At 45.6% G+C, this 14,402-nt stretch carries 15 protein-coding genes; 14 read left to right on the plus strand and 1 reads right to left on the minus strand.

What is annotated here, in order from left to right; translation table 11 throughout:
- Window position 1 precedes the first annotated feature (1 nt).
- From L1N97_RS07075 to L1N97_RS07115, 9 genes are all read left to right on the plus strand, one after another.
- The gene (locus tag L1N97_RS07075) at window positions 2-1,183 is read left to right on the plus strand and encodes a phosphoglycerate kinase (RefSeq protein ID WP_229584468.1); all 1,182 of its coding nucleotides are present in this window, start codon (window positions 2-4) and stop codon (window positions 1,181-1,183) included.
- Window positions 1,184-1,236: 53 nt separating this feature from the next.
- Window positions 1,237-2,301 carry a class II fructose-bisphosphate aldolase gene (gene fba / locus L1N97_RS07080; protein ID WP_229584467.1) on the plus strand — a complete coding sequence of 355 codons (1,065 nt, stop codon included), beginning with the start codon at window positions 1,237-1,239 and terminating at the stop codon, window positions 2,299-2,301.
- 265 nt (window positions 2,302-2,566) lie between these two features.
- Entirely contained in the window at window positions 2,567-3,316 is a 750-nt protein-coding gene (locus tag L1N97_RS07085; RefSeq protein ID WP_236129293.1) for a DUF3450 domain-containing protein, read from the plus strand.
- Between the two features lie 6 nt (window positions 3,317-3,322).
- Complete coding sequence (locus tag L1N97_RS07090) at window positions 3,323-4,690, plus strand: MotA/TolQ/ExbB proton channel family protein (RefSeq protein WP_229584465.1); 1,368 nt, start codon at window positions 3,323-3,325, stop codon at window positions 4,688-4,690.
- Window positions 4,690-5,217: a MotA/TolQ/ExbB proton channel family protein gene (locus L1N97_RS07095; RefSeq protein ID WP_236129294.1), complete on the plus strand. Its 528-nt coding sequence runs from the start codon at window positions 4,690-4,692 to the stop codon at window positions 5,215-5,217. The genes L1N97_RS07090 and L1N97_RS07095 overlap by 1 nt, the downstream gene beginning before the upstream one ends.
- Before the next feature lie 12 nt (window positions 5,218-5,229).
- Window positions 5,230-5,634, plus strand: coding sequence for an ExbD/TolR family protein (locus tag L1N97_RS07100; RefSeq protein WP_226751876.1), 405 nt, complete (start codon window positions 5,230-5,232; stop codon window positions 5,632-5,634).
- A gap of 2 nt (window positions 5,635-5,636) precedes the next feature.
- On the plus strand, window positions 5,637-6,254 hold the full coding sequence (locus L1N97_RS07105) for an energy transducer TonB (protein ID WP_236129295.1): 618 nt from the start codon (window positions 5,637-5,639) through the stop codon (window positions 6,252-6,254).
- 4 nt (window positions 6,255-6,258) lie between these two features.
- Entirely contained in the window at window positions 6,259-7,524 is a 1,266-nt protein-coding gene (locus L1N97_RS07110; protein ID WP_236129296.1) for a tetratricopeptide repeat protein, read from the plus strand.
- A gap of 80 nt (window positions 7,525-7,604) precedes the next feature.
- The gene (locus L1N97_RS07115; RefSeq protein WP_236129297.1) at window positions 7,605-8,210 is read left to right on the plus strand and encodes an acyl carrier protein phosphodiesterase; all 606 of its coding nucleotides are present in this window, start codon (window positions 7,605-7,607) and stop codon (window positions 8,208-8,210) included.
- Between the two features lie 61 nt (window positions 8,211-8,271).
- Here L1N97_RS07115 and L1N97_RS07120 read toward each other — a convergent pair whose 3' ends face one another.
- Entirely contained in the window at window positions 8,272-9,132 is an 861-nt protein-coding gene (locus L1N97_RS07120; protein ID WP_236129298.1) for an ion transporter, read from the minus strand.
- Window positions 9,133-9,583: 451 nt separating this feature from the next.
- On the opposite strand from L1N97_RS07120, the gene L1N97_RS07125 reads away from it, so the two are divergent.
- From L1N97_RS07125 to L1N97_RS07145, 5 genes are all read left to right on the plus strand, one after another.
- Entirely contained in the window at window positions 9,584-10,510 is a 927-nt protein-coding gene (locus tag L1N97_RS07125; protein ID WP_236129299.1) for a M14 family metallopeptidase, read from the plus strand.
- Window position 10,511: 1 nt separating this feature from the next.
- The gene (locus L1N97_RS07130) at window positions 10,512-11,024 is read left to right on the plus strand and encodes a GNAT family N-acetyltransferase (protein WP_236129300.1); all 513 of its coding nucleotides are present in this window, start codon (window positions 10,512-10,514) and stop codon (window positions 11,022-11,024) included.
- Window positions 11,025-11,217: 193 nt separating this feature from the next.
- Window positions 11,218-12,270, plus strand: coding sequence for an aldo/keto reductase (locus tag L1N97_RS07135; protein ID WP_236129301.1), 1,053 nt, complete (start codon window positions 11,218-11,220; stop codon window positions 12,268-12,270).
- Window positions 12,271-12,482: 212 nt separating this feature from the next.
- On the plus strand, window positions 12,483-13,256 hold the full coding sequence (locus L1N97_RS17060; RefSeq protein WP_236129302.1) for a metalloregulator ArsR/SmtB family transcription factor: 774 nt from the start codon (window positions 12,483-12,485) through the stop codon (window positions 13,254-13,256).
- Between the two features lie 119 nt (window positions 13,257-13,375).
- A complete protein-coding gene (locus L1N97_RS07145) occupies window positions 13,376-14,380 on the plus strand; it encodes an ArsJ-associated glyceraldehyde-3-phosphate dehydrogenase (RefSeq protein ID WP_236129303.1) in 1,005 nt (334 codons plus the stop codon).
- Window positions 14,381-14,402 lie beyond the last annotated feature (22 nt).

Raw genomic sequence — 14,402 nt, forward strand, 5'->3', positions numbered from 1 at the left:
AATGTCAGTAATTCGCATGTCCGAACTGGATCTTAGCGGTAAAAGAGTTTTAATCCGCGAAGATTTAAATGTCCCTGTTAGTGAGGGGGTTGTTACCTCAGATGCGCGCTTAAGAGCGGCAATGCCAACCATCGAGTTAGCGTTAAGCAAGGGCGCAAAAGTGATGGTGATGTCGCATTTAGGCCGACCTGAAGAAGGCGTCTTTGACAGCGCCTCATCGATGCAACCCGTGGCTGATTATTTAGCAAAAGCACTCACTGTCCCTGTGCGGTTAGTCGCCGATTATCTTGAGGGGATCGAGGTTAACGCTGGTGAAGTGGTGGTTTTTGAAAACGTGCGCTTTAATAAAGGCGAAGGCAAAAACAATGACGAGCTGGCAAAAAAGTTAGCGGCATTATGTGATGTGTTTGTGATGGACGCTTTTGGTACAGCGCATCGCGCACAAGCGTCTACTCACGGTGTGGCTAAGTATGCACCTGTTGCCTGTGCGGGCCCTTTGCTCACCGCTGAATTAGATGCCTTAGCCGCAGCACTGAAAAATCCGAAACGGCCATTGGTGGCTATTGTCGGTGGTTCGAAAGTGTCAACTAAACTCACGGTACTGGAATCTTTATCCAATATTGTGGACCAACTGATTGTCGGTGGCGGTATTGCCAATACCTTTATTGCCGCCAATGGCCATAATGTCGGTAAATCGTTATGCGAAAATGATTTAATCCCAGAAGCGCAGCGCTTGATGGCTCAAGCAAAAGCGCGCGGTGGCAACATTCCTGTACCCACAGATGTCGTGGTGGGTAGCGCCTTTAGTGCTGATACAGTAGCGGTTTTAAAACCGGTTGCTACAGTTAACAATGATGACATGATCTTTGATATCGGACCAGACAGCATTGCCGAACTTACCGCTATACTAAAACAAGCCGGCACGATAGTCTGGAATGGTCCTGTTGGGGTGTTCGAATTTGCGCAGTTTGGCGCAGGTACTGAAGCTTTAGCTCGCGCTATTGCAGAAAGCTCAGCGTTTTCTATTGCAGGTGGGGGAGATACCTTAGCCGCAATTGATAAATATGGTGTAGCGGCAGATATTTCTTATATCTCAACCGGTGGTGGTGCCTTTTTGGAGTTTTTAGAAGGTAAAACCTTACCAGCGGTCGCCATTTTAGAAGAACGTGCAAAAAAATCTTAAAATAACAAAACTAAAATCTTACTACTGTACCTAACAAAAAAAGAGAGGAACTCATGGCACTGATATCATTACGGCAAATGCTGGATCACGCCGCCGAATTTGGTTACGGCATCCCGGCATTTAACGTGAATAATCTGGAGCAAATGCGCGCTATTATGCTGGCAGCTGAGAAAACCGACAGTCCGGTTATCGTGCAAGCATCGGCAGGCGCGCGGAAATATGCTGGCGCACCTTTCTTGCGTCACTTAATTTTAGCTGCGGTGGAAGAGTTTCCACATGTGCCGGTTGTGATGCATCAAGATCACGGTACCTCATTAGGTATTTGCCAACGCTCAATTCAGTTAGGTTTTTCATCAGTCATGATGGATGGCTCGCTAGCGGAAGACGGTAAAACCCCAACTGACTATGCTTACAATGTGAATATAACGCGCAAAGTTGTTGAAATAGCGCATGCTTGTGGTGTATCGGTTGAGGGCGAGTTAGGTTGTTTGGGCTCGCTTGAAACTGGCGACGCGGGTGAAGAGGATGGCATTGGTGCAGTGGGTAAACTAACGCACGATCAAATGCTTACTGATCCGGAAGAAGCCGCACAGTTTGTTCGCGAAACACATGTTGATGCCTTAGCCATTGCTTGTGGTACTTCTCATGGTGCCTATAAGTTTAGTCGGCCACCAACAGACGACATTCTGGCGATTGACCGGATTAAAGCGATCCACCAACGTATTCCAAATACTCACCTTGTTATGCATGGCTCTTCTTCAGTGCCGCAAGACTGGTTGGAGATTATTAATGAATATGGCGGTGCTATTCCTGAAACCTATGGCGTTCCGGTTGAACAGATCCAGCAGGGAATCAAATTTGGTGTGCGTAAAATTAACATCGATACTGATTTGCGCTTAGCGTCTACAGGTGCTATACGGCGTTATATGGCAAAGCACCCTGCAGAATTTGATCCTCGTAAGTATTTACAAGAGTCTGTGAAGGCAATGTCTGATATCTGTATTGCACGTTATGAGGCATTTGGCTGTGCTGGCCAAGGTAGTAAAATTAAGCCATTATCTTTAGATGCGATGGTAGATTTGTATACGGCAGGCAAATTAGTGCCGCATATAAAATAAGCAGAGTTATTAATAAGAGTTAAAAAAATTTAATAATGAGTTTATCGGTACTCAGAAAATGGTGTTAAACCATACAAAACCCGCATAAATACAGGTGTTTCAGGGGCGTCTGTCAGTTGACATCTTACTTTTTACCTGTAATGATGCGGTTGGTTTACCCTCTAAAACGAGGGTCTGCCGTCGTTATCAACGGCGACCCTTACAACATCAGGTTACGTTAATCAGCAATCATTGGTTGGGAACTATGTTTAATAAAAAAACTCATATGAGTCTTGTGGCATCTGCGTTGGCAGGCAGCTTCGCGCTGGCTGGTTCAGCTGCAGCAACAGACTTAAAAGATCTTCATCAAGCAAATAATCAAATTCAACGTGCTGCTGTTCAGTCACAAGAGAAAATCAACACAATTTATGAGCAAGCTCAAGAATTGTTAGGTGAGTACCGTGTAGTTGTTGACCAAACAGACAACTTAAAAGTATACAACGATTTCTTAGCTACCTTAGTTGCTGACCAACAACGTCAAATCAACTCTGTGCAACGCCAGATTGACGGTCTTGAAAAGACTAACCAAGGTACAGTTCCGCTCATGTTCCGCATGATCGATTCTTTAGAGCAATTCATCAAAGCCGATATTCCACTGCGTACTGAACGTCGTTTAGAGCGTATTGAGCGGTTACGTGAATTGATGGCTCGCTCAGACGTACAACGTTCAGAGCAATTCCGTCAAATCCTTGAAGCCTATGAAATTGAAATGGGTTACGGTAGCGAGTTAGCGGCTTTCCAAGGCACGTTAACCACTGGCGGTAGCGAAATTACGGTTGATTACGTTCACTTAGGCCGTTTATCTTTAATGGCAATCGCTTTAGATGGCAGCGCTGGTTGGGTGTTCAATAAGAGCACTGGCGAGTGGGTTTCATTAGACGCTTCCTATTTACCTTCAGTAGGTAATTTCATCAAGATGGCTCGTCGTGAAGCCACGCTTGAAATGGATCGTGTACCACTTTTCGCAGCGGAGTAAGAATAGATGAAAATGGCAATTAAAAGTTTAGTTGTTGCTGCGGCAGTTACACTTTCTGCGTCAGTAGCTTTCAACGCGGTAGCAAATACCGAAAAGTTAGACCAATTACTGCAACAAATTCAACAGCAACGTACAGTTGAAGGCCGCGTTAACCAAGAGCGTGAGCGTGCATTCTTAGCTGAGCGTGCTGATAAGCAAGCATTATTAAATGCGGCGAAAAAAGCCTTAGCTGATCAAGAAGCTCGTGGTAAACGTTTACAGCAAGAATATGCTCAAAACGACATCCTTATCGCCCAAAAGCAACAAGAGTTACAAAGCGCTTTAGGTACTATGGGTGAAGTATTCGGTGTGGTTCGTCAAACAGCCAACAAAACACTGGGTACCATTAGCAGTTCAATCATCAGCGCTGAATATCCTGGCCGTGATGTACCATTACGTGAAATCGCTGCAGCAACTGAACTTCCAACGTTAGATCAGATGGAAGACCTGTGGGTGGCTATGTTAACTGAAATGACTGAATCAGCTAAAATTTCAAAATTTGACGCTGAAGTGGTTGAGTTAGCCGGTGGTACTTCTACACAACGTGTAACTCGTTTGGGTTCTTTCCACTTAACCACAGCGACTGATTATTTGATCCGTAACGTTGATACTGACCAAATCCAGCCACTGGGTCGTGCACCACAGTCTAAAATCCAAAGCTCAGTTGCTGCATTTAACAGCGCAGGTGCTGGTGAATTAGCGGGTATGTATGTGGATCCAACTAAAGGTAACTCACTGTTACGTTTAAACCAACAGCGCGCAACATTGATGGAATACTACCATCAGGGCGGCACGGTTGGTTATTTGATCACCGTATTATTAGCTATCGGTTTACTGATTGCTTTAGAGCGTATCCTAGTATTAGCTTCTGTTGGCGGCAAAATGCGTGCACAGCTGAAAAACCTGGGTGCACCATCAGAGAAAAACCCACTGGGTCGTATTCTGAAAGTTTACCACGACAACAAATCAGCTGATGTTGAAAACTTAGAGCTTAAGTTAGACGAAGCCATCCTACGTGAAACCCCAGCGGTTGATCGCGGTATCGGCTTAATCAAACTGTTTGCTGCAGTAGCACCGTTAATGGGTCTATTAGGTACAGTAATCGGTATGATTTTAACGTTCCAACAAATCACGTTATACGGTACAGGTGATCCGAAACTGATGGCAGGTTCAATCTCTTTAGCATTGGTAACCACTGCTCTAGGTCTGATTTGTGCTTTACCATTGTTGTTCGTTCACAGCATCGTACAGTCACGTGCTAAATCAATTCTACAAGTTCTAGATGAGCAAAGCGCTGGTATTGTTGCTGCTCACGCGGAGAAGGAGAAAGCCTAATGAATCTCCAGCTAGTAGGGCTGTGGGAATCAGTACAGGATTTTATCCATACGGGAGGCAACGTCCTGTACGTTGTCGCCATAGTGCTCTTCGTCATGTGGGTATTGATGATAGAGCGTTACTGGTATGTCACTTCAATCTTTCCTAAGATGAAACGGGAAATCATTGCTAAGTGGGATGCTCGGGAAGATACAACTTCCTGGTATGCGCATAAAGTCCGTGATTGCTGGATTTCTGAAGCGACGGATCAACTCGATCAAAGAATGTTACTGATTAAGACACTGGTTGCAATGTGCCCATTAGTGGGTCTGCTTGGAACGGTAACGGGTATGATTGCGGTGTTCGATATCATGGCCACCCAAGGTACCGGTAACCCTCGCACAATGGCGGCGGGTATCTCCATGGCAACTATCCCGACAATGGCGGGTATGGTTGCGGCTTTGTCAGGTGTATTTTTCAGTTCGCGGCTGGAAGTTAAAGTCAAACGAGAGAAAGCTGATCTCGTAGACAGCTTACCGCATCATTAAGAGAGAATTTTTATGGCACGTAAACGTATACGCGAAGACGAAGAAGCCGCAATCGACATTACGCCGATGATGGATATCGTTTTCATTATGTTGATCTTCTTTATCGTTACGACTTCTTTCGTGAAAGAAGCGGGTATCGATGTCAACAAACCTGAAGCGGCCCAGGCCACTAAAAAGCCTAGTGCGACAATCTTTATTGCTATCCGTGCTAACGGTGAAGTTTGGATGGACAAGCGTCCGGTTGATGTAGAGCGGGTTTCTGCGAACATCGAGCGGTTAAGAGCTGAGTCACCTACTGATACCATTATCATTCAGGCAGACAAAGAATCGAAACACGGTGTAGTAATGGAAGTTATGGACCAGATTAAAGCAGCTGATCCGTCACTTGTTATTACTGTTGCTGGGGAGAATAACTAATTATGGTACGTTTCCTAACATCGTTAATTATCGGTGCCGTGGTAACGTTCCTGTTGTTTCTGATTATGGCGCTGCTCATTGAGGGCAGCGGCGAGCGGCGTCCTCCTGAGCAGGAGCGTATTATTATAGAGATTAATACGACACCGCCGGATTCAGATACACAGACGCGGACTCCACCACCACCGCCACCACCACCACCACCGGCCCAGCCGCCTAAACAGCAGCAGCCGGAGCCAGAAATGAGCAATACGGCAGGTGGCGTTTCGTTCAACATGCCAGGTCTTGATCTGGGTGCGAACACCGGCTTAGGTGATCCAGGTTCTTTATTACGTGATGGTGATGCAACGCCTATCGTACGTATTGAACCACGGTATCCTGTGCAAGCAGCGCGTGACGGCTTACAAGGCTGGGTACGTTTAAGCTTTACTATCATGGAAGACGGCAGTGTGGATGAGGTTGAAGTGATTGAAGCCGAACCACGTCGTGTTTTTGACCGTGAAGCTATCCGTGCACTGCGTCGTTGGAAATATAGCCCGAAAGTTGTTGATGGCAAGCCGATGCGCCAGCCTGGCCAACAAGTACAGCTAGATTTCAGCTTAGATATGCAACAGGGAGATTAAAGAAATGAAAAAATTATCTTTATTAACCTCAGCTCTGATCGTTGCCGCCAGTTTTAGTTTTTCTGTGCCAGCAATGGCACAGGTTAACATTACTGATGCTGACAGAGCGCGCATTGAAGAACGCAAAAACCGTAAAACGCAGTTACCTGGTGAGCGGGTAGGTCGCGGTGTAACTAAAGCATTTGAGTTATACAGCGAAGAAAAAGTTGACGAAGCTTTGCAAGTGTTATTAGAAATTCGCGGTGGTAATGATTTCGATAACGCGTTTTTAGCACGTTTCATCGGTAACTTGTATGCCACTAAAGATACTAAACAAGCGATCAAGTATCTTGAACAAGCCGTTAAATCTGACTTACTAAGTTTTACGGATCACTCTGCATCGTTAAGGTTGGTTGCAGATTTGCAATCAATGGAAAATATGCATAAAGATGCCATTAGAAACTATGAAGCTTGGATGAAGTTTACCGGTGAGCAAAATGCTGATGTCTATCTGCGTATTGCGAATGCTTATTACCAACTAGGTGATTACAAAAACGTTCTTACTCCAATTGATAATGCTATTCGTTATGCTAAAGAGCCTAACAAACAGTATTACATGCTGAAGATGGGCGCCTTGTATGAGTCTAAAAACTACCCGAAAACGGTAGAAACGGTAGAAACGATGGTGAAACTGTTTCCTGAAGAACGCCAATACTGGGTTTATTTAGGTAACTTTTATACTTTAGTTGAAGATTACCAAAAATCGTTAAGTGCTCTGCAAATTGCTTACAATAATGGTTATTTGCAATCAGAGTCTGAGCTAAAAACGCTTGGTCAAATGTATGCAAATAACAACATTCCGCATAAAGCGGCAGCGATTTACGAAAAATACATGAAAAGCGGTAAGATCAAAAAAGATCGTACCATGTTAAATGCTATTGCATCTAACTTCCAAGCTGCTCGTGAATTTGGTAAAGCCGCTGAGTACTACGGTGAATTAGCTAAAATGACCAATGAAGCTGATGCGTATCGTCGCCAAGGTATGGCTTACTTAGCCATTCAAAAGTACAACGATGCCATTAAAGCTTTTGATGCTTCTTTAGCCATTGATTCACGTGATGCCGGTAAGATCCACATGAGCATGATGGAAGCCTACTTCTATCAAGGCAAATATCGCGAAGCGAATGCTGCATTGCAAGCGGCTAAGCGGGATCCTGCAACTGAGCGTCAAACACGTAGTTGGCAGAGCTACATCAATGAAAAAGCGCGAGTGAAAAACATCAGCTTATAATTGATACGCTTACTAAAAAACCCGCTAAATAGCGGGTTTTTTTATCAAATTGTTTAAGCAATTTTGTATTACAGGTGATGATGAACTATTTGGCACATCTGGCTCTAGCGCAGCCTACAGCGTCATCGTTAGTGGGGAATTTGTTGGGCGACTTCTCTAAAGGCGTATGCCTTGTTTCTCTTGCTCCCTCAATTAAAGCCGGCCTTGCTAATCATCGAGCAGTAGATGCCTTTACTGATGCAGATAGTGCTATTTGTCTGGCTAAACGGCAATTTTCATCGACAAGGCGGCGCTTTGCTGGGGTGGCTTTGGATGTATTATTTGACCACTTTTTAACAGTACATTGGTCTCGCTTTTATGCAGAACCTTTTAGTCGCGCTAAATTAGCGCTCTACCAGCAATTAGCCCATGCGGAGCCTCTAATGCCAGCGCAGATGTTGTGGACTATGCAAAAAGTGCGACAGCAAGATTGGTTTGAAAGCTACCAGCAATTGCCTCGAGTCGGCATGGCGTTAGATAGGATTGCTCAGCGAATTCGTTTTGCCAATCAATTCGCCGGTATTATTACTGAAATTACTCCGCGCTATACTGAGCTTGAACAGGTATTCTTAGACTTTTACCCCAGGTTACAACAGCATGTGAGACAACAGGCTTTAGAGTCAATTATCATGCCCGCGCAGCGTTAGCTAGTGCCTTGCAAACGCCTATCAAGCCTGTAAATGGCTATTTCTTTAAAGCGGTATTGCTTTAGCCTTCGGTATGTTTTTGCTGCTCAGCCAGTTTGCTGGCTTCAGCGGCTCTTCTTTCTTCTAAATGTTTTAAGTGTTGTGCTTTATGTTCGCGGGCTTGTTGATAAGCATCGCTAAAAGCGGCCGCCAATATGCCCGTTGGCATGGCGACTAAACCAATACCAATTAACGCGGTTATTCCGGCACAAAACTTACCCAGTGGCGACAGGGGGGTAACATCGCCATAGCCCACAGTGGTGAGTGTGGCAATTGACCACCACATGGTACGCGGGATACTGCCAAAGTCTGCTGGATTACTTTTCCCTTCCACCAAATATAACAATATCGACGTGAGTAACAGTAATAAAAGGGCTATCAGAAAGCTGATCCCCAATTCGGTTTGCCGTTTACGAATGGATTGCAGCAGTAAAGTGAGGGAGTAATTAAAGCGTGTCAGCCGGGATAGACGCAGAATACGGAAAACGCGCATCAAACGAATCACCAACAGCGGTAAATCTTCAGACAATGGCATAAAAGTTAACAGCACTAAGATATCCAGCAAAGTCCAGCCAGAAATGATAAAGCGCCAACGGCTAATGCCCTGTTCACCATGCCCATAGGGTGCAATATAGATACGTAAGGCTAACTCAGTAGCAAATATGATTAATAATATCTGATTAATTAAAACAAAGTATTCAGGGTAAGCCTCTGTTAATAAGGGTTCTGTTTCTAAAATGGCGAAGATTGTGGAAAGTACAATGACAACGCATATAAATAAATTGAATGGCGATAGCCCTTCTTGACGCCATGACGAAGGATCTATCTGTTTTGCCAGCCAATTTCTTTTATTCATAGAGGTTAAAGCGCTCGTTTTACTCATAAACTAGCCTAGCAGTACTGGGCTTTCGACTCAAGCATCGTCCTTGCTTTGCAGTGTAATAGCATGGCTTAATTTAAATATCAGTGGTCGCAAGATAACTTCTGCCAAAATGGCCGCATACAACCAGCTTATCAATAACACACTTATCCCGGCCGATAATACGTTTTGCTTTAAGGTACTTTCGTAGTAAAACACGCTTATTAGCCCCAGTAAGCTGCATAAAAAAGCGGCACTGGGAAAGTTGCGGCGGGTTTGTGATAACGCCAAGCCTATTCAAATACAGCGACACGTTGCTGTCATGCTCCGTTATTTTGTTTTACCACAGATTATTTGTACAACAACGTTTTCAGTCTAGGCCTTGCAGCCGCTTTCAGGTAGGCTAGTTATGGCAATTTAAACTGTTATACCATTTAGACAGTGAGGTTAGATAGCAGCGCTAACAGAGGACATTATGACAGAAGTATATTACCCGATTGGCCGTTTAGGCCAGCCTTGGCAAGCGGCTGAAAAACAACAATGGTTGGCGTTACAAAAAGTACAACGCAGTTATCAGCAGGATGTGTTAGCGTCATTCGCCTCTCTCGATGCGCATTTCGAGAGAGAGCAATATGGTGAGGTTGATTATCAAGCGCAAGGTTTTGCTTGTTACCCGCTTTATATTTTAAAGAGTCGTGATTGGCGAGACGATAAACCCTTAGCGTTAATTACCGGTGGCGTACATGGTTATGAAACCAGTGGTGTGCATGGCGCTTTGCGATTTGCGGCGCAGCATGCTGCAGCGTATTTAGCTGATTTTAATCTGTTAATTGCACCTTGTATCAGCCCTTGGGCCTATGAAACGATTAATCGCTGGAGCCCTTTGGCGGTGGATCCAAATCGCTCATTTAGCGGTGATAGTGCAAGTGACGAAGCACGTTATTTACGTGAGTATTTACAGCGACTGGGTATCACCCCTTTGTTACACATTGATTTACATGAAACCACCGACAGTGATAATACGGAGTTTCGCCCAGCAAAAGCTGCGCGCGATGGCACCGTCAATACCAATTGGAACATTCCGGATGGTTTTTACCTCGTTGGCGATACAGAGCGACCCGAGCCGGCATTTCAGCAAGCGATTATAAATGAAGTCGCCAAGGTAACGCATATCGCGCCGCCGGACGAAAACGGTGAGTTAATTGGTGATCCTATGGTACAACCGGGGGTGATCAATTATCCAAAGAAAGCCTTGGGTTTATGCGGTCGTGTTACAGAGGCCCCATATGTGACCACCACTGAAGTGTATCCAGACAGCCCCATTGCCACGCCTGAACAATGCGTTATGGCACAAGTTACCGCGATTTGTGCTGCTTTAAACTTTGTAAGGCAAGCGAGCTAGCATGGATGTCAGGATCCGTCTGCTGCAAGCGGATGATCTTGCTAAGGTGGTTGCCTTGCAAGATCACTGCTATAGCGACGATTTATATGAACCGCCGGCGTTACTCGGTGCGCGTTTAAAGGTGGCGACAGAAAGTTGCTGGTTGGCCGAAAATACGGCGGGTGAGTTACTTGGCTATTTATTCAGTTATCCTGCGCTGACGCAGCATGTGACTGTTTTAGCCAGTCAATTTGAGCGTGCAGCGGCAGCGGATTTATTGTACCTGCATGATCTTGCCGTTAGTGAGGCTGCGCGGGGTAAAGGCATTGCCGCCATACTGTTAAAACAAGCTGAGCAGCATGCGGCTGCTTTATCGCTGCCATGTTTAGCCTTAGTTGCTGTTCAAAAATCGCAGCGTTTTTGGCATAAACAGGGCTTTATTGCGCACAGGCTGTTAGCCGAAAAAGCACTGTGCGCTTTGCATAGTTATGGCTTAGATGCAGTGTATATGCAGAAGCCTTTAACCAGTGGCTAATTTTTTAGTGATGGGTGTATCAAGTTGCTCCCTGCTGCTGTTGTAACTGCTAAAAACTGGCTTGTTGGCTTTTAGTCTTTGGGGCTATAGCCTTATTGCCTGCTTGTAATATCTACAGTAGCGCCGCAACGAGTCGCTAAAACGCAGAGTAATCTGCTATAGTCGGTTTATTTGAATAAATTCAGAGACAAACATGCAGTATTCACCATTAGGTAGCAGCGATCTTAGTGTATCTCGAGTTTGCTTAGGCACCATGACTTGGGGCCAGCAAAATACCCAGGCAGATGCCAATGCGCAGTTAGCATTGGCGTTAGAGGCTGGCGTAAACTTTATTGATACTGCTGAGCTTTACGCTATTCCGCCACGTCCTGAAACTTATGGTGCCACAGAGCGAATTTTGGGTAATTGGTTAAGCCGCCATGCTGCGCAGCGCGATAAGTTGATTATTGCCAGCAAAATTGCCGGTAATGGTATTAGTCATATTCGTAACGGTAGCACGATCAGCCCGCAAAGTATCATCACAGCCGTTGAGGGCTCACTTAGCCGTTTAAATACCGACTATATCGATTTATATCAATTGCATTGGCCGAATCGCACATCTCCACATTTTGGTAAGCATGCGGTTAACCGCATCAATTTTGCTGCGGTCAATGTGCAGCAGCAACAAGATGAAATCTTAGCGATTTTGCAGACACTGGCCGATTTAGTGCAGGCCGGTAAAATCCGTTATTGTGGCTTGTCAAATGAAACCCCGTGGGGGATCAGCCAATATTTACAGTTAAGTAAGCAGCATAACTTGCCTCGAATGGTCTCAGTGCAAAACGAATTTGGCCCGCTGCACACCAAAGACTGGCCTTATTTGTTAGAGCAATGTCAGCATGAGCAATTGGCATACCTGCCTTGGTCGCCTTTGGCGGGTGGGGCATTGTCGGGTAAATATCTCGGCGGGGCGCGACCTGCCGGCAGTCGCTGGTCTATCGCTCAGCGTAATGGCTTGTTTCGAGATACCGCACAATCTAATGCAGCGATCGCTGACTTTGTTGCACTGGCGGCGAATTTTCGCATCAGTCCAACGCAGCTAGCATTAAGCTGGACCAATCAAGTTGTCGGCGTTACCTCCACGATAATCGGTGCCACTAACACTCAACAATTACAGGAAAATATTGCGGCTTTTGCCATACCGCTAAAACCTGCAGTACTTGATGCCATGAACGATTGGTTACAACGGCATCCACAGACCTTTTAAATTTCCCTTCTACTTTAACCATCAGCTCTGAGCCTATGCTCGGAGCTGATGGTGGATCGTTTCTTTATCTCAGTATGCCTAAAGTCGGTAACGACGGGTCCGTTTCAAAATGTGTTATGTGACAGTTTGATGAATTTTGCGTTTTAGGCTTGCAGTTTCAATAAACACATATAAAATAATTCGCATATTCGTTTTTTCATATGTGAATAATTGTGACCTTACCCACTCTACTGTTTATTTGCACCGAGAACTCGGCGCGTTCTATTTTAGCGGAAGGCTTAGCTCGGCATAAATATGCGGATCGTTTTACAGCATACAGTGCTGGTAGTGCGCCTGCTGTTGCCGATCCTCGCGCTTTGAGTACTTTAGCCGCTCAGGGTATCAGTACCGAGGGTTTGTACGCCAAACCCCTCAGTAAATATCGGCATATCAATTTTGATTATGCGATTGTGCTATGCAATAAAACAACGGCAGAGTGCGCCAACGAAATCACCGCTAAGCATTTATTGGCTTGGGATTTTAGCGATCCAAAGCAAAGCTCTGATTCTCATGCTTTTGAAACCACACTTCATCAATTAGCAGAGCGCTTAAGTATGTTTGTGCTGCTATACGATCGACAGCATCAGCACAAACCCTTAACCCCACTGAGTTTTTTTAAATTACTGGCCGATGAAACCCGGCTAAATGCGTTGTTATTAATTATGGCCGAGCAAGAATTATGTGTTTGCGAGCTCACTACCGCCTTACAAGATACCCAGCCCAAAATTTCACGCCACTTGGCAATGCTGCGAAAAACCGCGGTGCTGCTCGACCGTCGTCAGGGGCAGTGGGTGTATTACCGTCTAAATCCAACCTTAGCGCCGTGGGCGCAAGCTTGCCTTGAGCAGACGGCGATCGCGCAGCAACCCTTTCTCGCGCCGTTACAAGCGAATCTTGCGGCTATGGGCGATCGTCCAACGCGTGACAGTCAATGTTGTCGTGAATAACGAGGCACTGCATAAAGTCACCACAGAGTTTTAAGCGCTTGGCATTGTGGCTGGCAAAAGTTTAAAAACGGCCGCAACAGTCGAAACTGAATAATGTTAATGAAAAACAGGACAGCATAATGACAATTAAAGTAGGAATTAACGGTTTTGGCCGCATCGGCCGCTTAGCACTGCGCGCAGCCTTTGACTGGCCTGAGTTTGAATTTGTGCAAATTAACGATCCGGCGGCCGATGCAGCCACCTTTGCGCACTTAATTAACTTTGATTCGGTACATGGCCGTTGGCAACATGAGGCCACGGCCAATGACGATGCCATGATAATCAAAGGGCAGCACATCAAGGTAACCGCCAATAAAGCCATTGCTGACACGGATTGGTCGGGCTGTGATGTCGTAATCGACGCCTCGGGTAAAATGAAAAGCAAGGCGCTGCTGCAAGCCTATTTAGATCAAGGGGTAAAACGGGTCGTGGTTAGCGCGCCTGTTAAAGAAGCCGGTGTGTTAAATGTGGTGATGGGGGTTAATCAGCAGTTGTTTGATCCCTCAATTCATCAGATTGTCACGGCGGCAAGTTGTACAACTAACTGTTTAGCGCCAGTGGTAAAAGTGATCCACGAAAAATTAGGCATTAAACACGGTGCCATCACCACTATTCATGATTTAACCAATACCCAATCTATTTTAGATACGCCGCACAAAGACTTACGCCGCGCGCGGGCTTGTGGCAGCAGTTTAATACCCACGACTACCGGCTCGGCCACGGCGATTACCGAAATTTTCCCTGAGCTAAAAGGCCGTTTAAACGGGCATGCCGTGCGTGTGCCACTGGCCAATGCGTCACTCACAGACTGTGTATTTGAAGTAGAACGTGCCACCACAGCAGAAGAAGTCAATGCGCTACTTAAAGCCGCGGCAGAAGGCGAGTTGGCCGGTATTTTAGGCTATGAAACGCGGCCTTTAGTGTCCGTAGATTACAAAACCGATCCGCGCTCGAGCATTATTGATGCGCTTTCCACCATGGTGGTAAACGGTACCCAAGTAAAAATTTATGCGTGGTATGACAACGAGTGGGGCTATGCCAATCGCACCGTTGAGTTAGCCAAATTAGTTGGCTTGGCCAAATAAGCCATTTTGCAGCAGAGAGCAG

The organism is Rheinheimera sp. UJ63, from assembly GCF_021568285.1.
Lineage (GTDB): Bacteria > Pseudomonadota > Gammaproteobacteria > Enterobacterales > Alteromonadaceae > Alishewanella > Alishewanella maricola.